Source organism: Kribbella sp. VKM Ac-2571, assembly GCF_004362255.1.
Taxonomy (GTDB): Bacteria; Actinomycetota; Actinomycetes; order Propionibacteriales; family Kribbellaceae; genus Kribbella; species Kribbella pratensis.
On record NZ_SNWS01000005.1, the window covers coordinates 242,266 to 263,992 of the forward strand.

Annotated in this window: 21 protein-coding genes and 1 tRNA gene; 13 read left to right on the forward strand and 9 right to left on the reverse strand. The window is 67.3% G+C overall.

The features are described 5' to 3' along the window. Positions 1–45: 45 nt before the first annotated feature. Positions 46–393, reverse strand: coding sequence for a hypothetical protein (locus tag EV651_RS41360; protein WP_166658598.1), 348 nt, complete (start codon positions 391–393; stop codon positions 46–48). 166 nt (positions 394–559) lie between these two features. Between EV651_RS41360 and EV651_RS13705 the strand changes: the two genes are divergently transcribed. Genes EV651_RS13705 through ligD form a run of 3 tightly spaced genes read left to right on the forward strand, consistent with a single transcriptional unit; the run spans position 560 to position 3,871 of the window. Next, positions 560–1,705, forward strand: coding sequence for a helix-turn-helix transcriptional regulator (locus EV651_RS13705; RefSeq protein WP_166658599.1), 1,146 nt, complete (start codon positions 560–562; stop codon positions 1,703–1,705). Between the two features lie 13 nt (positions 1,706–1,718). Next, a complete protein-coding gene (locus EV651_RS13710; RefSeq protein ID WP_133785533.1) occupies positions 1,719–2,864 on the forward strand; it encodes a branched-chain amino acid aminotransferase in 1,146 nt (381 codons plus the stop codon). A 35-nt stretch (positions 2,865–2,899) separates the two neighbouring features. Then, the gene (ligD, locus tag EV651_RS13715) at positions 2,900–3,871 is read left to right on the forward strand and encodes a non-homologous end-joining DNA ligase (RefSeq protein WP_133785534.1); all 972 of its coding nucleotides are present in this window, start codon (positions 2,900–2,902) and stop codon (positions 3,869–3,871) included. Positions 3,872–3,969: 98 nt separating this feature from the next. Here the strand turns inward: ligD and EV651_RS13720 are convergent, their stop codons facing one another. Further along, the gene (locus tag EV651_RS13720; RefSeq protein ID WP_202870321.1) at positions 3,970–4,572 is read right to left on the reverse strand and encodes a TetR/AcrR family transcriptional regulator; all 603 of its coding nucleotides are present in this window, start codon (positions 4,570–4,572) and stop codon (positions 3,970–3,972) included. An 83-nt stretch (positions 4,573–4,655) separates the two neighbouring features. Between EV651_RS13720 and EV651_RS13725 the strand changes: the two genes are divergently transcribed. From EV651_RS13725 to EV651_RS13760, 8 genes are all read left to right on the forward strand, one after another. Beyond that, complete coding sequence (locus EV651_RS13725; protein ID WP_133785535.1) at positions 4,656–6,002, forward strand: FAD-dependent monooxygenase; 1,347 nt, start codon at positions 4,656–4,658, stop codon at positions 6,000–6,002. Positions 6,003–6,012: 10 nt separating this feature from the next. Continuing rightward, positions 6,013–6,648, forward strand: a complete 636-nt coding sequence (locus EV651_RS13730) for a nucleoside/nucleotide kinase family protein (RefSeq protein ID WP_133785536.1) — start codon at positions 6,013–6,015, stop codon at positions 6,646–6,648. A 345-nt stretch (positions 6,649–6,993) separates the two neighbouring features. Continuing rightward, a complete protein-coding gene (locus EV651_RS13735) occupies positions 6,994–7,191 on the forward strand; it encodes a hypothetical protein (protein WP_133785537.1) in 198 nt (65 codons plus the stop codon). Positions 7,192–7,266: 75 nt separating this feature from the next. Beyond that, positions 7,267–8,241 carry a proline racemase family protein gene (locus EV651_RS13740; protein ID WP_133785538.1) on the forward strand — a complete coding sequence of 325 codons (975 nt, stop codon included), beginning with the start codon at positions 7,267–7,269 and terminating at the stop codon, positions 8,239–8,241. A gap of 48 nt (positions 8,242–8,289) precedes the next feature. Next, positions 8,290–8,613: a putative quinol monooxygenase gene (locus tag EV651_RS13745; RefSeq protein WP_133785539.1), complete on the forward strand. Its 324-nt coding sequence runs from the start codon at positions 8,290–8,292 to the stop codon at positions 8,611–8,613. A 10-nt stretch (positions 8,614–8,623) separates the two neighbouring features. Continuing rightward, positions 8,624–9,412: a GNAT family N-acetyltransferase gene (locus tag EV651_RS13750; RefSeq protein WP_133785540.1), complete on the forward strand. Its 789-nt coding sequence runs from the start codon at positions 8,624–8,626 to the stop codon at positions 9,410–9,412. Positions 9,413–9,492: 80 nt separating this feature from the next. Beyond that, a complete protein-coding gene (locus tag EV651_RS13755) occupies positions 9,493–11,286 on the forward strand; it encodes an ABC transporter ATP-binding protein (protein ID WP_238156866.1) in 1,794 nt (597 codons plus the stop codon). After that, positions 11,279–13,078 (forward strand): ABC transporter ATP-binding protein, encoded by a 1,800-nt coding sequence (locus EV651_RS13760; RefSeq protein ID WP_133785541.1) that lies wholly within the window; start codon positions 11,279–11,281, stop codon positions 13,076–13,078. The genes EV651_RS13755 and EV651_RS13760 overlap by 8 nt, the downstream gene beginning before the upstream one ends. Before the next feature lie 71 nt (positions 13,079–13,149). On the opposite strand, the gene EV651_RS13765 is transcribed toward EV651_RS13760, so the two are convergent. Together EV651_RS13765 and EV651_RS13770 are read right to left on the reverse strand one after the other, a co-directional pair. After that, on the reverse strand, positions 13,150–13,857 hold the full coding sequence (locus EV651_RS13765; protein ID WP_202870322.1) for an N-acetylmannosamine-6-phosphate 2-epimerase: 708 nt from the start codon (positions 13,855–13,857) through the stop codon (positions 13,150–13,152). Positions 13,858–14,108: 251 nt separating this feature from the next. Continuing rightward, positions 14,109–14,182 (reverse strand) — tRNA-Met (locus EV651_RS13770). A gap of 104 nt (positions 14,183–14,286) precedes the next feature. Here EV651_RS13770 and EV651_RS13775 point away from each other — a divergent pair. Continuing rightward, positions 14,287–15,252 (forward strand): GNAT family N-acetyltransferase, encoded by a 966-nt coding sequence (locus tag EV651_RS13775; protein ID WP_166658600.1) that lies wholly within the window; start codon positions 14,287–14,289, stop codon positions 15,250–15,252. A gap of 130 nt (positions 15,253–15,382) precedes the next feature. Continuing rightward, a complete protein-coding gene (locus tag EV651_RS13780; RefSeq protein WP_133785542.1) occupies positions 15,383–15,967 on the forward strand; it encodes a hypothetical protein in 585 nt (194 codons plus the stop codon). Positions 15,968–16,102: 135 nt separating this feature from the next. Here the strand turns inward: EV651_RS13780 and EV651_RS13785 are convergent, their stop codons facing one another. From EV651_RS13785 to EV651_RS13805, 5 genes are read right to left on the reverse strand one after another with little or no spacing between them, the layout of a single operon-like run. Further along, positions 16,103–19,093, reverse strand: coding sequence for a UPF0182 family protein (locus tag EV651_RS13785; RefSeq protein WP_133785543.1), 2,991 nt, complete (start codon positions 19,091–19,093; stop codon positions 16,103–16,105). Continuing rightward, the gene (locus tag EV651_RS13790) at positions 19,090–19,707 is read right to left on the reverse strand and encodes a PPA1309 family protein (RefSeq protein WP_202870323.1); all 618 of its coding nucleotides are present in this window, start codon (positions 19,705–19,707) and stop codon (positions 19,090–19,092) included. Before EV651_RS13790 ends, EV651_RS13785 begins: the two co-directional genes overlap by 4 nt. A 43-nt stretch (positions 19,708–19,750) precedes the next feature. Further along, the gene (locus tag EV651_RS13795; protein ID WP_133785544.1) at positions 19,751–20,788 is read right to left on the reverse strand and encodes a PDZ domain-containing protein; all 1,038 of its coding nucleotides are present in this window, start codon (positions 20,786–20,788) and stop codon (positions 19,751–19,753) included. Then, entirely contained in the window at positions 20,785–21,057 is a 273-nt protein-coding gene (locus EV651_RS13800) for a hypothetical protein (protein ID WP_238156867.1), read from the reverse strand. Before EV651_RS13800 ends, EV651_RS13795 begins: the two co-directional genes overlap by 4 nt. 30 nt (positions 21,058–21,087) lie before the next feature. Beyond that, positions 21,088–21,513: a molybdenum cofactor biosynthesis protein MoaE gene (locus EV651_RS13805; RefSeq protein ID WP_133785545.1), complete on the reverse strand. Its 426-nt coding sequence runs from the start codon at positions 21,511–21,513 to the stop codon at positions 21,088–21,090. Between the last annotated feature and the right edge of the window lie 214 nt (positions 21,514–21,727).

A 21,727-nucleotide genomic window follows, 5' to 3' on the forward strand; every position in this document is an offset into this window, starting at 1 on the left:
TAATCCCTGACACCGATGTCTCACGCACGGCTGGGGAGACGTGCCCTAGGGACCGCAGTCGAGGCAGGGCCACGGGCGGCCGCAGCGTGAGCAGAGGCCGTCAGGAGCCGGCGCCGGCAGCCAGACCGTCTTCTCCTGCGGCTCGGGAGGTGGTGCGGCCGGCCGGACCGGCGGCGGGTCGAGCCAGTGCAGCCGGGTGTCGCCGTCGGCGGCGTGAACCGCCAGCAGTGCCTCGATGTCGTCCCAGGTCGAGGTGCTCGACCAGCGGCCGAGCCACCTGAGCGCGACGGCACCATCGGACCACTCCGCACCTTCCGCGAGCATCCGGGAACCAGGGGCGGCGATGGGCCGGACCAGACGGAAGAGGCGAGCCTGTCGCTTCAGCGTGTTCACCTGCTCAGGATCACCCAGAACGCAGTGCGCACAACAGGTGTGGGCTGTGGGCTGTGGGAACAGCCCACAGCCCACATGCCCTTGTTTTCCACGGTTTTTGTCGGCGAGGGCTTGTAGCTTGTCCGGCACGCACCACATGAGCTCGAAGCGCGAACGGGGTGGTCCTGTGACCGAGACATCGATTGGGACGTCGATTGGGGCATCGTTCGGCCCGTTGCTGCGGCAGTGCAGGCAGGCGGCCGGGCTGAGCCTGCGCCAACTCGCAGCACGGGTCGGGTACGACCACAGCTATCTGTCGCAGGTGGAGCGCGGGCAGCGGCCCGGCTCTGCGGACTTGGCCCGGCTCTGCGACCGGGAGCTCGGCACTGACGGCCGACTGGCTGCCACCTTCGAGCGAAGGCCCGCCCGCGCAGGTCAGCTCCGGCCGGAGGCCGACCCGTTGGAGACAGCGTGGCGGGGGCTGGTCGCCACGCTCGATGCCGGCGGACCGGTGCCCGACGACTACCGCAGTGTTCCACCGGCCTGCCTGCTACCGGAGCTGGTGCGGCAGCTGCACGGCGCTGACGGAGTAGAGGCAGCCGAGCTGAGCATGCTGATCGCCGAGACCCTCGCCAGGCTGGGTGAGCGAAGCACTGCCAGGCGCTGGTGGTGGGCCGCACGCGCGGCTGCGGACAGCGTCGGCGAGGGCCCGCTGCCGGCGCTGGTGCGGGCCAAGGAAGCAATCACCGGTCTTGCCGAGCGGCGTCCGTTGGCAGAGCTGCTGGAGCTAGCGGACGAATCCGTCGCGCTGGACCGGCAGGCGCCGGGCGCGGCAGGCTGCGTGCCGCGGACATCGCGAGCGCTCGTCCTTGCCGAGCTCGGACGCACCCAGGACGCGCACCGCGCGTTGCAGGAGCTGATCGGTATCGGCGACGAGCTCCTGCGCATCACCCCACAGGCCCTGCCGTACCAGTTGCACTGGGCCGAAGGACGGGTCTGCACCCTGCTGGGGTACGGCGTGCCCGGCTGTGTGCTGCTGGAGCGCGCCAGGGAGCTCTGCCCCGAGAGCTGGATCGGCGAACGTGCACGACTCGACCTGTGCCTGGCCGAGTGCCTGGTGGTCGCGGGCGAAGTCGCAGCAGGCCTGGCCACGGCACTCCGGGTCCTGGTCGAGCTACCGGACGAGTGGCAGGACTGCTTGGTGTACGACGCTGCCGATCGAGTGCTGCACGTCGTACAGGCAGAGCCCGGTGCAGTCGAGCTACGGCAACTGCTGGCGCGATCGGCGTACCGGAGTGGTCGGAGTGTGGGCGGCGGGTCGAGCTGGAGGTGAGATCAGAGGTAGCGTGCGGCGAGTGACAGGTGAACAGCGGGCAACGGTAGTGACAGATGCATGGGACTTCGCGGTCGAACTGCGCAGCGACCCGGCCAGTGCAGAGGCTCGGGCGGCGGTGCTTGCCGATCCGTCCTTCGGACAGTCGTTCACGGACCACATGGTCGTTGCCAAGTGGTCGGTGGACCGTGGCTGGCACGACTCGAAGGTCACGGCGTACGCACCGCTGTCACTCAGCCCGGCGGCTGCTGTCTTCCACTATTCGCAGGAGATATTCGAGGGCCTGAAGGCGTACCGGCACGCCGACGGCTCGGTGTGGGCCTTCCGTCCGGACCGGAACGCCGCTCGGTTCACGGCGAGTGCGGAGCGGCTTGCGCTGCCGCAGGTGCCGGAGGACGAGTTCGTCGCGGCCCTGCGGGCGCTGGTGACCGTTGACGAGGCGTGGGTGCCGTCGGCCGATGACGGCGAGACCAGCCTGTATCTCCGGCCATACATGATCGCCACCGAGGCCGCACTGAGCGTCAGGCCCGCCCACGAGGTGCTGTTCGGCGTCATCGCCTCGCCCGCCGGCCCGTACTTCGACACCGGCCCCAAGCCGGTGTCCATCTGGCTGACGACCTCGACCATCCGGGCGACGCCAGGCGGGACCGGAGCGGCCAAGTGCGGCGGCAACTACGCGTCCAGCCTCGCCGGCCTGGCCGAGGCGGTTGCGAACGGCTGCGAACAGGTCGCGTTCGTCGATGCGGTCGAGCACAAGTGGCTCGAGGAGATCGGCAGCATGAACATGTTCTTCGTGTACGCCGACGGCCGGATCGCGACGCCCGAACTGAACGGCTCGATCCTCGAAGGCGTCACGCGCGCCTCCGTGCTCGAGCTCGCCGCCGACCTGGGCCACCCGGTCGAAGAGCGCCGCATCTCCGCCGACGAATGCAAGGACGGCATCCGCTCCGGCGAGATCACCGAGGTGTTCGCCTCCGGCACGGCCGCCGTCATCACCCCCATCGGACGCCTCGCCTGGCCCGACGGCGACCTCACCATCGGCGACCACTCGATCAACCACGGCGTCGGGCCGGTCACCGCGAAGATCCGCAGCACGCTCCTCGACCTCCAGTACGGCCGCACCCCGGACACCCGCGGCTGGCTCACCCGCCTGGCCTGATGCCGTTTGTCCCCGGCGCCGGTTAGGTTGGCGTCATGGCCCAGTCCAAGGCGAAGTCTCCGGCGATCGAGCTGGAGGTGGGTGAGCGGACCGTTCGGATCTCCAATCCGGAGCGGGTGTACTTTCCTGCGCGCGGGGAGACCAAGCTGGATCTGGTGAAGTACTACCTGTCCGTCGGGGACGGCATCGTCAACGCGCTGCGCGAGCGGCCGTGTATGTTGCACCGGTTCCCCGAGGGTGTCGCGGGCGAGAAGGTCCATCAGAAGCGGCTGCCGCACGGAGCGCCGCCGTGGATGGAGACCGTGCGGGTGAAGTTCCCGCGGTACAACCGGACCGCGGACGAGCTGTGCGTCACCGAGGTCGCCCACGTCGCCTGGGCGGTGCAGATGTCGACGGTCGAGTTCCATCCGTGGAACTCGCGGCGCGCCGACACCGAGAAGCCCGACGAGTGGCGGATCGACCTCGACCCGATGCCCGACTGCCCGTTCGATCGGGTCCGGCGGGTCGCGCACACGGTGCACGAAGTACTCGACGAGCTCGGCGCGGTCGGCTACCCGAAGACCTCGGGCGGATCGGGCATCCACATCTATGTCCGGGTCGAGCCGACGTACGGCTTCTCCGACGTACGGCGGGCGGCGCTGGCGTTCGCGCGTGAGGTGGAGCGGCGTGCGCCCGAGGACGTGACGACCACGTGGTGGCGCAAGGACCGCGACCCGCGATTGGTCTTTGTGGATTTCAACCAGAACGCCCGCGACCACACGATCGCGGCCGCCTACTCGGTCCGCGGCAACCCGGAAGGCACGGTCTCGACCCCCATCCGCTGGGACGAGATCGACGACGTGAACCCGAAGGACTTCACGATCGCCACCGTCCCCGCCCGCTACGCCGAACTCGGCGACCTGCACGCCACGATCGACGAGAACGTCTACTCACTCGACACCCTGATGGACTGGGCCGCCCGCGACGAACGCGAAGGCGCCGAGGAACCACCTCCGCCCGAGGACTAGGGTCCGCATCTCCAGGCCATCACAATTGCGTCGAACTGCCGGCTCCACGCCGGACGGGGATCGAGACCGCTCGATTGTGATGGGCTGGGCGTTCGCCTCTACCCCGCCAGACCGTGGTGCAGGAGGTTGGTGAGGGTGTCGATGGCGTTCTCATCGGAGATCGTCTGGCCGTTGGACGGGTTGACGACGAGCCAGGTGTAGGCGAAGCCCTCCATCAGGGCGTTCATGGCGGAGATCGTGACGAGCGGGTCGGCCGGCGGGTTCGGCAGGTGTGCGAAGTGCTCGACCATGTGCTGGTCGTCGTCCGCCATGATCTGCTGCAGCCGCCGCCCCAGCTCCGGGTCCGCCATCGCGGCCTGCTTCACCGCGATCATCTCCGGCAGATGCGCCTGGTAGAACCGCCAGAACGCGGCCACATGCCAGCGGATCGCCGACCGCTTACTGAAGTCGGCGTCGTGTCCGGCGTCGTCGACGACCGCCTCGTCCGCTGCCGCGAGCATGTCGCGGAGCAGCGCCTCGAGCAGCTCTTCCTTGCTCGCGAAGTGGTTGTAGAACGACCCCGTCGCGCGGCCCGCGGCCGCGGTGATGTCGGTGATCTTCGTGTTCAGGTACCCGCGCTCGGCGAAGACGTCGCGCGCGGCCTGCTTCAGCGCCACCTCGGTCCCGGCCGCCCGCTGCCGGCGGCTCACCGTGTCCGTCACGAGTACCTCCTTGACAGCGAACCCTAGTCCCGGACAAACTGAATCTGAATTCAGTGAATCATAATTCAGTCACGGAGACGACCATGAACGTCCTGATCGCGGGTGCCGGACCGACCGGCCTGACCCTCGGTATCGAGCTGGCCCGGCGCGGCATCGCGGTCCGGGTGATCGACAAGGCGACCGAGTTCTTCAACGGATCGCGCGGCGACGGCCTGCAGCCGCGGACGCTCGAGGTGTTCGAGGATCTCGGCGTACTGGGCGAGGTCCTGCAGCAGGGCCGCCCGGTCCCGGTGATGAAGATCTACGTCGGCGGCCGGCTCGTCGACGAGCGCCGGATGGCCGATCCGGTCGAGCCCACACCCGACATCCCGTACCCGAACGGCCATATGCTCAGCCAGTCCCGCACCGAGAAGATCCTGCGCCACAAGCTCGCGGAGTACAGCGTGAGCGTCGAACTCGGCACCGCGATCGTCGGCTTCACACAGACCGCGGACGCGGTGACCGCCGACCTGTCGACCGGCGAGACGCTGACCGTCGACTACCTGGTCGGTGCTGACGGCGGGAGGAGTTTCGTCCGCAAGCACCTCGGCGTCCCCTTCGAAGGGACGACCGACGAGTCGATCCGCATGCTGCTCGGGGACGTCGCGGCCGACGGGCTCGACCACGAGGTGGGCTACTGGTTCGGCGCCGCGGACAATCCGATGTCCGGCATCGCGATGACTCCGCTGTCCGGCGGCGATCAGTTCCAGTTCGGCGCTCCCCTCGATGGCGAGGACGCGGACACTTCGCTCGAAGCATTGCAGGAGGTGGTCGACAAATTCGCCGGCCCGGGTACGGCGAAGCTCCGCGACCTCACCTGGTCGACCGTGTGGCGTCCGAACGTGCGGCTCGCCGCGAAGTTCCGAGTAGGCCGGGTCTTCATCGCCGGCGATGCCGCCCACGTGCACCCACCGACCGGCGGTCAAGGTCTGAACACCGGCGTCCAGGACGCGTACAACCTCGGCTGGAAGCTGGCCGACGGACGTGAAGAGGTGCTGGCGACGTACGAGACCGAACGCCGCACGAACGCCGAGCGGGTCCTCGGTATCAGTCAGGACCTGCTGCAGAAGCACATCGACGGCGACCAGTCGGCACTGGAGCGCGGCGAGAACACCCGCCAGCTGGACATCTCGTACCGCAACCCGGCGGACACCCGAGCCCTGGCCTCCGGGGACCGCGCCCCCGACGCGCCGCTCACAGATGCCGAGGGCAACAAAGTGCGCCTGTTCGAGCTCCTCCGCGGTCCGCACGAGACGCTGCTGCGGTTCGCCCCCACCACACCGGCGACGCACCCGCACACGGTCGACATCACCTCACCCGAGGCGTTCGCGATCTACCACGCCCAGCCGGGCGACGAGATCCTGATCCGCCCGGACGGCTACCTCGCTTAGGATCCTCGACGTGCTTACTCTGGACTCAGCCGCCGCCTACAACGTTGCCGTCGAGTTGGCGACGCGGGGGCGGCGGCAGATTCTGGGGATCACCGGTGCGCCGGCCGCCGGCAAGTCGACGTACGCCGAGCAACTAGCCGCGAAGCTGACCGCGGACGGGCACAAGGTCGCGCTCGTGCCGATGGACGGCTACCACCTCGCCCAATCAGTTCTGGAAGCTGAGGGACTGGCCGATGTGAAAGGCGCGCCGCACACCTTCGACAGCTACGGCTTCGTCGCGCTCCTCAAGCGGTTGAAGGAATCACCGGACGAGCAGATCTGGGCGCCGCGCTTCGACCGCAGCATCGAGGACTCCATCGCCGCGAGCATCGGAATCGCCCCCGAGGTCACGCTGGTCCTGACCGAAGGCAACTACCTCCTGCTCGACGAGACGCCCTGGTCGACCGTACGCCGTCTGCTGGATCAATGCTGGTACGTCGAGGTACCCGAGGAGCTCCGGCACGCCCGACTCGAGGCCAGGCACCGCGCCTTCGGCAGATCACCCGAGGAAGCGCACGAACGCACGTACGGCTCCGACGAACGCAACGCCCACCTGATCGCCGCCACCGCACCGGCGGCCGACGCGATCATCCGACCCGGTCAATGAACGCGGCGACGCCGTCCAGGTAGAGCTGGGTCGCACTCGCGTGGTGTTGTGGTCTACTCCTGTTCTCCGTCGTCCTGGCGACTTCGCTGTATCGGAGATGGTCGAACCGCTGAACGCGCTTCTGATGCCGTTCGGCGAAAACTGCTGAGCGTGACCCCTTCGTCGGGTTAACGTCAAGGTCCCCCCCAACGTGTGGTGGTCCCACTCCCCCCGGGACCCACACGGACGAGCGCCCCGGTCATCGATCGGGGCGCTTTGTTTTCCCGATTTTCTTTTCGAGGACGTGTCGAATCCGGCCCCTCTGGTCCGACGTATCAGTAAGAGCGACCAAAGGAGAGGGTCAGAATGAACATCACCACCGACATCCGGAACATGATCGTCACCATGCTGGCCGAGGGGAGCCCGGTCTGGTTCGTCGCGGGCATGGTCAAGATGAGCAACCACGACGTCTACCTGGTCGGCCGCGAGGCCGGCTACCCGGACAAAGCCCGACTGCGCCGAGCGGTCTGGGCCGCCCGGAACCGCGCGCTGCAAGCTGCCTGACCACCCGGTCGCTCAAGCCGTCGCCTGCCCTCTGATCGGGGCAGACGGCGGCTTTCGTTTGTCTAAGGTACGTCTGTGGACGATGTCAGCGTGGTGGACTATCACACGGCCGGGGAGCCGTTCCGGATCGTGACCTCGGTCGAGATCCCGGGAACCTCCGTGGCAGACCGCCGGGTCGTGGCGCAGTCGTCCGAGGCCATCGACGCCGTACGGCGGTTGCTGGTGAACGAGCCGCGTGGTCATGCCGACATGTACGGCGGGTTCGTCGTACCGGGTGATGACGACGGCGCCGACTTCGGCGTGGTGTTCTGGCACAAGGACGGGTACTCGACGGCGTGCGGGCACGGGACGATCGCGCTCGCGACCTGGGCGGTCGAAAGCGGTCTGGTCCAGGTGGCTATTGATGGCGAGACGGATGTTGTCATCGACGTACCGTCCGGGCGGGTGGTCGCGCGGGTCAGTTGCGCCGGTGGTTCTGTGGTGAGCGTTGCCTTCCGCAACGTTCCGTCGTACGTGCTGGGCCGTGGCCTGCAGGTGCCGACGGCGCGCGGCGAGGTGCTGGCGGACATCAGCTACGGCGGCGCGTTCTACGCGTCCGTCCTCGCCTCATCGGTCGGTCTGTCGGTGACGCCCGCGTGTTATGCGGACCTGGTCGCGATCGGCCGCGAGATCAAGTGGGCCTTGGACGCGGTCGCCGTACATCCTCACGATCCTCGCTTGAGCGGTCTCTACGGAACGATCCTGTACGACGATCTCGGGCCGGCGCACCAGCGCAACGTTGCGGTGTTCGCCGACGGAGAGGCCGACCGCTCGCCCTGCGGCTCAGGTACGTCGGCACGCCTGGCCCTACTGCACGACGAAGGACGTCTGCGCATGGGTGAGGTCCTGCGCCACGACTCCATCGTCGGCACGACGTTCCTCGGCCGCGTCGTCGAGGAGACCCCGGACGGCGTCATCACCGAAGTCACGGGCACCGCCTACCGGACCAGCACCGCGACGTTCGGCCTGGACCCACGCGACGCCCTCGGCACCGGGTTCACCCTTCGCTGATCTCAGATTGCGACCGCCACCGCCGCGGTGGCCGCTAGGTTTGTCCTCATGATCTTCATCACCGCGAAGTTCCGCGTGAAGCCCGAGCACGCCGACAACTGGCCGGCCATCACCGCCGACTTCACCACCGCAACCCGCGCCGAACCCGGCTGCCTGTGGTTCGACTGGTCCCGCTCCGTCGACGACGCGAACGAGTACGTCCTCGTCGAAGCCTTCGCCGACGACGACGCCGCCACCCACCACGTCACCTCCGACCACTTCAAGGCCGCCCAGCAACACCTCCCACCCCACCTGGTGGAAACCCCCCGCATCGTCAACTTCAAACTCCCCCAGGACACTTGGTCCGAACTCGGCGAACTCGCCGTCAACTGAGCTGCCGGGGATGAACGGACAGATTGTCTGGGATGCCGCGGTCAGCGGCTGGCGCCGGTTGGCGCAGCTGCCGTCGGCCGACGGGGTGTTCACCTGGGAACAGCAGGGCGACGCCGACTGCTTCTGGTGGGCCGGCCGGCCCGGCAAGATCGCGCATCAACTGTTCCTGAGTGCGCCATCGAGCGAGGCAATGACCCGGTCGATTCGCCTGGCTTTGGACTCGCCGACTCCTCAGGACGGCTGCGACCTCTCCCTCCGCATCCTCGATCGCCCGGATCTCGCGGCGGCACTCGATGAGCTCCACCCGACGTCCACCAACACCGCGCCGTTGATGCTCTGCGACCTCGCCGACCGCCCGCCGTCACCACCCTCAGAGTTCACCACCGCAATCATCAGCAATTCTGAGGAGCGAGCCCGACTACTCCGCATGGTCGGAGGCGTGTACGACGACCCAGACGGTCTCACCGGCTTCTTCCACGGCACGGGCGCCGCCGACATCGTCGGAGCCTTCGAGGGCGACACCCTGGTGGCGTCAGCAACCGTCATCACTGCCGGACACACAGCCAACCTCTGGTCAGTGGCCACACCCCAAGAGGAACGCGGCCGAGGCGCAGCGTCAGCAGTAGTAGCAGCCGCCCTAGCTCACGCAGCCACCACGGGCTGTTCCCAAGCCGCCCTTGGCACCTCAGACGAGCTCGTCCCCTGGTACACCCGCTTCGGCTTCACCAAGGTCGCCCGCGAACGCACCGCCACCATCAGCAAGCCCGCCCAAGCCGAGCCCCCGCCGGGAAGGGTTTGACACGGCGGGTAGGAGCTGTCACATTCCTGCAGTGCACCCAGGGTAACTATTCACGGCATCGGCTGTTCCGGTCGCCGCGCGTGCTTGCGGTCGTCGCACTGGCTCGCGCGTTCCCACGCTGGTTCGCCTTGCTGATCGGGTGCATCGTCCTCACCGCCATCTGGCCGGCGATCTTCGCGGCACTGGTCGCACACCTGATCACGATCCTTCCCGCAGCCGCCCGGTCAGGCTCGAACTCGCCGGCAGCAGCCGCCGTCATCTCGGCCCTCGCAGGCATCGCGCTTGTGCTGGCAGCGCAGGAGATAACGCGCGCCGCCTACGAAGTGGTGCGTTGGGCGCTGTACCGGCGATACGAGGAACACCTGATCGGTCGCGTGATCCGGGCCGCTCTCAGCGCAGGCACCTTGGACATCTTCGAGCGGCCCGACCTGGCCGCCAAGACTGACCGTGCCGTGCGCATCGCGGGCCTCGAACCCGGGGATCTGGTCGACGGCGTGAGCATGAAGTGGCCCCTGCAAGCCCAGGGTCTCGCGGCCGCCGTGCTGGTGGCCACCGTCTCCGTCCCGGCCGCTGCAATCCTGTTCCTGGTCTGGATCCTGGTCGGCAACAGGCTCCAGGCAAACATGCGTCGCTCGGATCAGTTCACCTGGGAAGACGCCGTACACGCCGCGAGCTACACGCACCGGATCGGCTTGCGTCAGGAGTGGGCCAAAGAGGTCCGCATCTTCGGCCTCGCCGGCTGGTTGTCGGATCGGTACGGTCGCCAGACGGCTCGCATACTCGCCGAGCTGGCCAAGGCCCGCAAGATCGGACAGCGCCCGCTGGCCGTGCTCCTCGCCCTCGTTGTTGTGGTCAATGCCGCCGTCATCGTCCTGGCCACACGGTCAGACCTCAGTGTCGGCGCTGTCGTTCTGCTGCTCCAAGGCATGCTCGGCATGAGCCTTCTCGCCGATCAGTCCGGTGACGATCTCATCGAGTACGGCGCCAGTCGCGTGCCGGTCGTTCTCGAACTGGAACACCTCGTCGCCCGCCACGCCACTACACGCCCTGGCACAGCCACTGCGTTGGGACGTCCAACGGAGTCGATCGTCTTCGAGGAGGTGACCTTCGGATATCCCGAGTCCGGCAAAGTCATCTTCGATCGGCTGAACCTCGAGATCCAGGCGGGTACGTCGCTCGGCATCGTCGGCCTGAACGGAGCAGGCAAGACCACGTTGATCAAGCTGCTCACCGGGCTCGAAGTACCGCAAAGTGGCCGGATCCTCATCGACGGAACCGATCTTCGCGAGCTCGATCAGGAATCGTGGCGGAAGTCCGTGGCGGCGATCTTCCAGGACTTCGTTCACTACGAGATGTCCGCACGGGACAACATCGGTCTCGGCGCAGTCGAGCAGTTGGCACAACCATCGATCGACAGGGAAATCGAGCGCTCCGCCGTACGAGCCGGCGCGGATGCCATCCTCGACGCGCTCGCACACGGTCTGGATACGACCCTTTCTGCCCGGCTCGAGAGTGGAGTTGACCTGTCGGGTGGACAGTGGCAGCGGATAGCCCTCGCCAGATCGCTCATGGCGGTGCAAGGTGGCGCGCGCGTTCTCGTTCTCGACGAACCAACCGCGCAACTCGACGTACGCGCCGAGGCGGACCTCTACGACAGGTTCCTCGATCTCACGGCCGGCTTGACCAGCGTCGTGATCAGCCATCGCTTCTCCACGATCCGTCGCTCCAACCGGATCATCGTGCTCGATCGCGGCCAGGTCACCGAAGACGGCAGTCATGAACAGCTCCTCGCGGCCGACGGCACGTACGCACGCATGTTCCGCAAGCAAGCGATGCGGTTCAGTTCCAACGCCGAGGAGGACATCGATGGCTGAGAACTCCCGCCGTACCAGCCGACAGCGCGTCATCGCAACGATGCTGCGCCTAGCTTGGCAAGCAGATCGTGCAGCGGCGGTGCTCGCGTTCGTGCTGGCCGGGCTTGGGGCAATCACACAGTCGTTGTACGGGCTGTGGCTGAAGTTCATCGTGGATGGCATCCACACCGGCAGTCCACTTCCCCTGGGGGTCGGCGCTGTCGGAGGCGTCGTCTCGATTGCCGCCAGTGTCGCCGTCGCTTACGGCGGACAACGCGCCCAGTCTCGGCTCCGCGATCACACCCGGTACCTGATGAACGCGCAAATTCTCAACCTGGTCAGCGCCACGCCAACACTGGAACTCCACGAGAACCCCCACCATCTGAGCGAGCTGTATGCGTTCCAACGAGAGGGCCACCAGCTCAGTCAGGTCCTGCCGAGGATGGTCGAACTCTGCGCCGTCACCGTGCAAATCGTCACGACCGCGGTCCTCATGGTTCTTGTCGATCCGCTCCTCCTCGCCCTGCCGTTGTTCGCGGTGCCGTCGCTGCTCGTCAGCTTCAGGACAAGCCGCATCTTCCGCGACAGTGGCCGGCGCGCAGCCGGGCCCGCCCGGCTTGCTGAGCATCTGGTTGAGCTGACGGCCACGCCGGGCGGCGCGAAGGAGGTCCGCCTGTTCAGGTTGCAAGCGGAGATGCTGCGCAGGTTTCAGCGGGCGCACCACCAGATTCGACGCCTCCATGGACGAGCCCAGCTCCAGGCCGCCGGCTGGAGTCTCTCCGGACGACTGGTCTTCATCGCCGGATACATCGCTTCCATCGCGTTTGTGGTGCGGCTGGTCACCATTGGCGAGGCAACGATCGGCGAAGCCGCGCTGATCGCGGTGCTGGCCGGTCAAGTGCTAGGGCTGGTCAGCGGTTCCAGTGAGGTCCTACAGCTCACGATCCAAAGTCTGGTCGCCGCCGACCGTTTTGTCCGCCTGCAGGACCTCTTCGGCCCCGCGGCCCAACGTGGCCACCGTCCGGTGCCGCCGCGGCTTGCGCACGGCATCTCGCTGCGCAACGTTTCCTACCAGTACGACGGCGCAGCGCAGCCTGCCCTCGAGAAGATTGATGTGGACCTGCCTGCCGGCTCGACAATCGCCATCGTCGGGGAGAACGGCGCCGGCAAGTCGACTCTGGTCAAACTCCTTGCGGGCCTCTACAACCCGACCGACGGCACCATCACCATCGACGGGAAAGATCTAGCTTCGATCGACCTCACCCGATGGCAGCACAGAGTCTCTGCTGCGTTCCAAGATCATGCCCGCTTCGAGCTCCTGGTGCGCGAAACCGTGGCGCTCGGAGACATCGAGAACGCTGACTCCGACCTGTTGGTCCTTGACGCGCTCGAGCGCGCCGCAGCTACCGACGTACTGTCCGCCCTGCCCCGCGGGCTCGACACACAGCTTGGCTCAGGGTGGCCAGCAGGGGTCGACTTGTCCGGGGGCCAGTGGCAGAAGCTCGCCATTGCCAGAGCAATGATGCGCCCCGCTCCTGCGTTGCTGCTCCTCGACGAGCCCTCAGCAGCCCTGGACCCCGAAACCGAGCACCGCCTCTTCGAAGCTTGGACCAAGGCCGCAAGTGATCTCCGAGTGCAGGCCGGCACCATCACTGTCCTGGTCTCTCACAGATTCTCCACAGTGCGCATGGCCGACACCATCGTCGTTCTCCAACACGGAACAATCGCAGAACACGGCTCCCACGAAGACCTAGTCCACAAGAACGGCCTCTACGCCGAACTCTTCAACCTCCAAGCCTCCGCCTACCACTGAGCCAGCTCGAGCTCCGATGTATCGACTGCCCGTCCTCCTCCGGTCTGGCGGGGACATGAGCACCGCGGCCGCTATTTCTCGTCCTCGGCCTGTTGCAGGCGGCGGACGAACTGGCTGGTGATCCAGCCGGGCGCTGTGATTGCAGTGCCAACGACAACTGCCCAGGCACCGGCGGATAGGGCTTGCGTTGCTTGGGAGGGGGTGCGGTACCGGCCTTCGGCGACAACCGGGATCTGCACGCGCTTGGCCAGCTCACCGACCAGGGCCAGGTCCGGGGCTTCCACCTGTGGGCTGTCCGGTGTGTAGCCGGACAGGGTTGTGGAGACCACATCGGCGCCGAGCGCTGCGGCCGCTTCGCCTTCCTCGAGCGTCGACACGTCGGCCATCACCAGAGCCCCGGCCTCATGAATTGCCTCGATGCTACGGATCAGTGGGTTGCCGTCCGGACGGGCTCGTGCGGTCCCGTCCAGCGCGACGATGGTTGCCCCGGCCGCCACGACCTCCTGGGCGTGCTGCACAGTCGGCGTGATGTAGACGTCGCTGGGCTCGAGGTCGACCTTCCAGAGGCCGATGATCGGTACGTCGACCAGCGGGCGGACCGCGCGGATGTCGGCCGGCCCCTCCAGCCGGAGTCCGACCGCACCACCCTGCACCGCACTCGCCGCCATGGCGGCGATGACCCGCGAATCGCGCAACGGATCCGAGCCCCGTGCCTGGCAGGAGACAACCACTCCGCCCCGGATCCGCTCCAGGGCGTCGTTCACTGCGTTGATCGTCATCCTGCTCCGATCGTATCGAGAGGCGCGGCAAGCAGGGCGGCTGCACCGAGCACGCCGGCCAGCGGACCCAGCCGGCCGCGCAGGCGCCCCGTCGAGCACGTCCGTGCCATCACCCGCGGTGACCACTACCGGATCCAATGCCAGCTGACCCTCGACTCACCCGGCGCTGGAGTCCAGCCCGATCCATCACCGACTCGCCGCGAATGACGAAGGCCCTCTGACCAGTTTCCTGGTCAGAGGGCCTTTCCAAGTAGCGGGGGCAGGATTTGAACCTGCGACCTCTGGGTTATGAGCCCAGCGAGCTACCGAGCTGCTCCACCCCGCGTCGTTGTGTCTTTAGTTTAGAGGATCTGGGCCGAGCAACCAAATCGGTTCCCGGTGCGCCGAAAACCCGTGTCTGCCGGAGGGCCGGCGGCGTACCGTCCGAGTATGTCCCGACACCTCGTTCGTCCGTTCGAGGAGACGGATCTGCCGGCCGCGGCGGGTCTGCTCGCCGAGCGGCATCAGGCACATCGCAAGCGTCACCCGCTGCTTCCCGCTGACTACGAGGACGAACAGCTGGCGCTGGTCGAGGTGACGGCCGCCTGGGAGACTGAGGGTGCGTCCGGCGCGGTGATGGTCGAAGATGGGGAGATCACCGGCTATCTGCTGGCCGCCCCGAAGCAGTCCCCGGTCTGGGGTCCGAACATCTGGGTCGAGGCCGCCGGTCACGCCGTACGTGAGCCAGAACACATTCGCGACCTGTACGGCGCTGCTGCTGCGAAGTGGGTGGACGACGGCCGCATCGCGCACTACGTCCTCGCGCCCGACGACCCCGCGCTGCTCGACGCCTGGTTCCGTCTCGCGTTCGGTTCGCAACACGCGCACGCCGTACGCCCTGTGCCTGACGCTCCCCTCTCGCCGCCTTCGGATCTGGTCGTACGCCGCGCTTTGCGCGCGGACATTCCTGTACTCGCGGAGCTCGATCTCGAACTGCCCCGCCATCAGGGCTTGTCGCCGGTGTTCTCGTCCGGCGAGCTGCCGACTCTCGAGGAAGCGGTGGCGGACTGGGAGGAATCGATCGACGATCAGGACTACGCGACCTTCGTTGCCTCGTACAACGGTGAGGTCATCGGCTCGTCGGTCGGTTGCTCGCTGGACAAGTCGAGTGCGCACAGTGGGCTCGCGAAACCGGACAACGCGGGGTTCCTCGGGTTCGCGGCTGTGCTGCCGTCGGCTCGTGGACTCGGCGCGGGGCGCGCGCTGGGCGAGGCCGTGCTGCAGTGGTCGGCGGAGACCGGGTACACGTCGGTCGTGACCGACTGGCGAGTGACGAACCTGTTGTCGTCGCGGGCGTGGCCGCGGCTCGGGTTCCGGCAGACGTTCCACCGGTTGCATCGGCTGATCGGGCACTGATCGGGCACTGACGGCGAGGTTGTCCACAGATCCGAACTCGCCGGTTCAGGCGAGGGACGATCACTGCACCTTCTTGGTCACGAAGGGCGTCTCGCAGCAGGCGGGGCGCCGCCGTATCCAGGAGGCAGCCATGTCGCGTTCATCGCTTCGTTCCCGAGCCGTGCCGTCCGCCCGCCGTATCGTGATCGGAGGCGCGGTCTTCCTGGCCGCACTCGGGCTCTCGACGACAGTCCCTGCCTCAGCAACAGGTTTCACCCCGTCGTCGACGTACTCCGCGGATCATCCATCGACCGAGCAAAGGGCTGGCAACTTGGACGGCTTCGTGATCGAGAACCTTCCCGACGGCCTCGGCACGCCGAGCGACTTCGAGTACGAGTGGGGGGACGTGTCCTTCCACAGCCGGGTCTGGGAGACCGGACCGGATCCGGAGGGAGCGTTCAAGGTCGACCTGACCGTGAAGACCCTCCGCGGCGAGAAACTCACCGATCTCGAGGCAGTGAAGGACTTCCTGGTCGAGTACGAGGAGAAGGAGCCGGGCGACTGGCAGCTCGAACCGGTCAAGGTCGGCGGGTACGACGGTCTGTTCGCCGGCAACGAGGTGTTCTACTTCATCGAGCCTGGCGTCGCGGCCGAGGTCACGATCGATCACGACCGCTTCACCGACGAGGACGTGCTCGACACCGCGGCCGGGTTCCACCCGGAGCCGACGACCTGATGCCGTAGGCAACCAGCCTGGCGAAACGGCGGGCCGAACGGCGCACGAAACGAACGGGCGAGCCGGCGGGCGAAACGAACGGGGCGGCGACCCCGACTGATGTCGGTGTCACCGCCCCGGAACCGCCCTGCGGGCTCAGCCTGTCGGTGAGGTCGGTGGGCTCGTCGGTGTCGTCGACGCCGGCGGGTTCGACGGATTCGCCGACGGCGTCGACGATGGTGTCGGGGCAGGCGTCCCTGCTGCACCGGCGGCGGCACGGTCGAGCGCGGCCTTCATCTGGTTGAGGTTCGTCTGGTAGCCGGCAAGATCGCCGTTCTTGAGGGCTGTCTGCGCCCGGGTCCATGCGGCCTGCGCGTCGGCGATGGCCTGCTTGACCGTCTGGTTCGGCTGCTGTGGAGTGGGCGGTTTCTCCGTTCCTGGAGGCAGCTCACCGGTGTCGACGCTGGTCTTGAAGACCTTCGTGAGGGCTTCCTGCAGCGTCCCGCCGTAGGCGACGCCGTCGCCGAAGGACACAAGTACGTACCGCAGGACGGGGTAACTACCCTGCCCGCTGGTCCGGACCGAGTAGACCGGCTGGACGTAGAGCAGACCACCACCGAGCGGCAGCGTCAGCAAGTTGCCGTACTGCGCTCTTGCTCCGCTGTTCGGCTGGTTGATCGGCAGCAACGCCTGTCTGATGCCTTCGTCGGTCTGGAACTTGTTGTACACCTGCCCCGGACCAGGTATCTGCAGGTTCCCCGGCAATCGCAGCACCCGGAACTTGCCGTAGTCCGGCGAGGTGGCCTCGGCGTCGACGGCCACGAACGCCGTCAGGTTCTCCCGTTCGCCGTTCGGTACGTACACCGACGTCAGCGAGAACTTCGGCTCGGTCTGATCGGGCATCCGCAACGAGAGATAGAAGGGAGGCTGGCTGATATGCGTCGCCGAGTCACCGCCGGAGGAGACCGCGGTCGGGTCGTCCGGCACTCGCCACAGGTCGCTGTTCTGGTACCAGGTGCCGGGGTCCTGGACGTGGTACTTCGCGAGCAGGTCGCGCTGCACCTTGAACATGTCCTCGGGGTAGCGCAGGTGCGACATCAGGGCCGGCGAGATGTCCGAGCGCGGCTTGACCGTGCCGGGGAATGCCTTCATCCAGGTCTTCAGCACCGGGTCGTTCTCGTCCCACGCGTACAGCTCGACCGAGCCGTCGTAGGCGTTGACGACAGCCTTCACCGAGTTGCGGATGTAGTTGATCTTCTCGCTCGGCTGCTGTGCGATCGTCCCGCGGCCGGTGGTGGTGTCCCGGGTGCTGACGTCCAGGTCGACCTTCTCGGAGTACGGATAGTTGTCCGAGGTGGTGTAACCGTCGACGATCCAGACCACCTGGCCGTCGACGATCGCCGGGTACGGGTCACCGTCGGGCGTCAGCCACGGGGCCGCCTTCTCGACCCGCTCGCGCGGGGTGCGGTCGTAGAGGATCTTCGACTCCGGGTTCACCCGGCTGGACAGCAGGATGTTCGCGTCCCGGAACTTTGTTGCATACAGCAACCGGCTGCCGAACGAGCCGATCGGGACGCCGCCCTTGCCCTCATAGGTGTTCAGCGTCGGGTCGCCGCCCTTCTGACCTTCCGGCGTGTCGAGCTCGACCTTCTGGCCGCCCTCCGGGGCGCCGACGATCGAGTAGTCCGGCGACTGCTCGCCGAAGTAGATCCGCGGCTCGTACTTGCCGAGATCGCCGGTCGGTGGCAGGTCCTTCTCGGTCCACACCGGAGTACCGCCCTGCGACTGATTCCCGTTCGCAGCGACCACACCGAAGCCGTGGGTGTAGACGGTGTGGTCGTTGTTCCAGTTCCGTTGCCCGGCCGGCAGCCGGTCGACCTGGACCTCGCGGGCCGCGATGACCGTGTCCTTGAACTTGCCATTGATCTTGTACCGATCGACATCGAGATCGGTCGGGAACGAGTAGAAGCCTCGGACCTGCTGGAGCTGCTCGAAGGTCGGTCCGATCACTGTCGGGTCGATCAGCCGGATACCCGGCAGGACCTCGGCATCCGCCGTCAGGTCCTCCGGCTTCGCCGTGCTCTTCGCGTTGTATTCGGTGACGTCGGTGTCCTCGAGTCCGTACGCCTGGCGCGTGGCGTCGATGTTCTTCTTGATGTACGGCGCTTCCTTCACCGGCTCGCTCGGTCGCACCCGCAGCTGCTGGAGCGCGGCCGGCCAGAGCGCACCAAGGAGGATCGCCGACAGGATCAGCACGACCGTTCCCACGCCGGGAAGCAGCCAGGTCCGGCGGACCACGTTGGCGAAGAACAAGATCGCACACAGGACCGCGATGACGGCCAGGATCTCCTTGCTCGGCAGGACGGCGTTGTCGCCGGTGTAGGAGACACCGGTGAACAGCTTGGCGTCCGACGTCGTGAGACCGAACCGGTCCAGCCAGTAGCTGAAGGCCTTGAGCAGAACAAGCAGGCCGAGCAGCACCGAGAACTGCACCTGCGCCGCACCGGAGGCCTTCTGGCCCTTGGCGGACGGGCGGAAGCCGCCGTACAGGTAGTGGGTGATGATCGCGGCGACCAGCGACAGCAGGACGATCGAGTAGCCGAAACCGAGCAGGACGCGCAGCCATGGGTAGTCGAAGACGAAGAACGCGATGTCCTTGTTGAAGTGCTTGTCGGTGACGCCGAAGGGGGTCCGGTTCCGCCAGGCCAGGAAGACCTTCCACTCCCCCGACGCTGCGGAGCCGCCGAAGACCAGCATCAGGGTCGCGACGACGCCGACCGCGATCTTCCCGTGCTGCTGCAGCAGATCGCCGTACCGCTCGAAACCGGGGCTGGGCGACGGGGCGAGTGCCACCCGGGGACGGGTGCGGAAGGCGACGACGACGTTCGCAACGACCGCGGCCGCCATCAGCAGACCGACGACCACGAACAGCAGCACGCGGGTGCCGAGCACGGTGCTGAACACCGAGCCGAGGTCGACCGATCGGTACCAGAGCCGCTGGGTCCAGACGTCGGTGAAGACGCTGAACAGGATGAGCAGGACGATCAGCGTCGCGATCGTCGGGAGCAGAGCGCGCGGGCGTCCGCCTGTTCGCCGGGTCCTGCGGGCCGGCGGCTCTTCCGGCATGTCGTAGACGCCGTCGCTCATGGTCGCTTCTCCTCGTCGTCGCTCATGCCGTCGACCCCAGGACCTTCGCCCGACCGGATGCCGGCCGAAGGTTCGAATGTCAAAGACAGTACTTCGCACAGCGTGGGGACCAAGTCGACACCGGTGAGCACTGCACTGTCCTCGTCGTGGGCGCGCAACCGGACAGCGCCGAACCGGGTTCCTTCCCGGAGCACCGCCGCGACCATCCGGACCTCGTGCCGGCGCGGATCGCTACCGGCCAGCCGGGCCAGTTCCGCGTCCGACTCGACGCTGGACAGGCCGGACTCGGCCGCCGCGGGCAGCACGATCCGCTCGATCGCCAGTGCGCATCCGGCGACGCCGTCGGGCCATTCGATCCGGCCCAGCGTGTCCGCGAGATGGTCGTCCTCGACACCGCCCGGAAGTTCGCCCTGGGCGACCGGGGTCAGTGGTTGCGATGCGTCCTCGGCGCCGAGCTCGGCGGCGAGGTGCGGTTCGGCGCGGAGCAGATCCGCTGTCGGAACCAGCGCGAACAACTGCGCGGGCTGGTCCCAGCCCGCGCTGCTCACGTGCTTCTCGATCTCGACCACCGCGCGGCTGAGCGCGTCCGGTGGCAGCGTGCCTACGGAATCCATGCCGGCAGATCTTCCCTTCGGCTCACCAGTACGTACCTGTAGCTCATTGGCTGCACGACGGGACATCTCCCTTGCCGGCCGAGACCGCCTGCAGGGCGCTGATGGCGTCGGTCAGCGTGCTGATCTTCACCAGCTGGATGCCCTTCACGTCCGCGTGCAGTGCGGCCGCGCAGTTCGGCGCCGGGACCAGGAACACCGTCGCGCCGTCGTTCTTGGCGCCGGCGATCTTCTGCTGGATACCGCCGATCGCGCCGACCTGGCCGAGCGCGTCGATCGTCCCGGTTCCGGCGACGTGCTTCCCGTTCAGCAGCGCTCCCGGGGTCAGCTTGTCGTAGATGGCCAGCGCGAACGCGGTGCCCGCACTGGGGCCGCCGATGTCCTGACCGAGGTTGACCGTCACCTTGACCTGCGAGTCGACGCCGATCGTGATCCCCACCATCGGCCGGGTCTCGTCACCGGGCGTCGCGGCGGTCTTCAGCTGGACGGTCTGCTCGGCGGTGCCGCGGCGGATCAGGAACACGACGTTCTCGCCGACCTTGTGACTACGGACGAACTCGCCGACCTGCGGGACCTGCGTCACCGTCTTGCCGTCCACGGCCAGCACGATGTCGCCCGGCTTCAACTTGCCCTGCGCCGGCGAGTTGTCGGCGACTGTCGAGACCTTCGTATGGAACGGAACCCTCGCCGCCTGCAGCGCGGCCGCGACCGCGCTGTCCTGCGAGCCGGTCATCTCCGCGGTGTTCTGCTGCTCGACCTCGTCGGCGCTCTGGTCCGGCGGATAGATGATGTCGCGCGGGAACAGGTCGTGGTGCGGGTCGAGCCAGTTACGCATCGCCTGCGGCAGGGTCAGCTGCCGGTCGGGCGAGGTCACCGAGACGGTCGTGAGGTCGAGCTGGCCCGTGGTCGGGAACGTCTCGTGGCCGCTGATCTCGACGACCGGCTTGTTCTTCGCCGATCCCAGGGTGTCCTTGACGGGCCCGGGGCTGAACGAGACGAACGGCACCGGGAACGCGGTGACCAGGCCCAGCGAGACGACAAGCACGACGATCGAGGTGACCAATGTGGCGGTACGACGTGTCACGAACCCTGCCCTGCGATCTTGGAGCCGGAGCTACGGATCTCGGAAGAGACCGGCTGATGGTTACGACGACCGAGGCGACGGCGACGTTCCGGAGTGGCCCGTGGGCCTGGCGCGGCGAGCGCGGCGTTGAAGCGGCGGAAGTCCTCGACCGAGGCGAAGGGGGCCCCGGACCGGCGGCGCTCACGGCTGCGCCACCCGCGCCACGCCGCCCAGCACATCGCCAGCAGCGTGGCGACCAGCGGGAACGCCAGCCACGCCAAAATCTTCATCCGGCCACCTTCATGCGCCCAGCGTACGGGTCAGTGAGCGCCGACCCACTCGCTGCCACCGTCGGTGAAGAGCTGGTGTTTCCAAATCGGGACCTCGGCCTTGAGGTCGTCGATCAGCTGCCGGCAGGCGGTGAACGCCACGTCCCGGTGCGACGCCGCCACCGCCACGATCACGGCGGCGTCTCCGATCACCAGGTCCCCGGTCCGGTGGACGGCGGCCAGCGCGGTCACCGCGGGGTCGTCGCAAATACGCTGCGCAACCTTTCGCAGGTGCTCCAGCGCGTCCGGATGCGCCTCGTAGCTCAAGCGGTCGACTGGCTTGTCCTGGTCGTGGTTGCGCACAGTGCCGATAAAAAGCGCAGTTCCACCCGCCGTCGGGTCCGCGACAGCCGCCAGCACCTCGTCGCTGGACAACGCACTGTCGCGAATGTCCAGCAGTCTGATCGCGTCGCTCATCCGTTCCTCATTCCGGCCAGGTCCCCACGCTCACACCACACCATTGCATCCCCCACCATTCCAGCCCCTCGTACTGCAATTCTCCCTCCCACCCTCCCTGTCCAGCACACCCCCTCCCTCTCCGCGTCCCGACTTACGGGCTGCGGTGCGTGGTACGGCGTACACCGGGAGAGACCGTTGCCTTCCTCACCTACCTCCCGGGACCGGAGTTCGG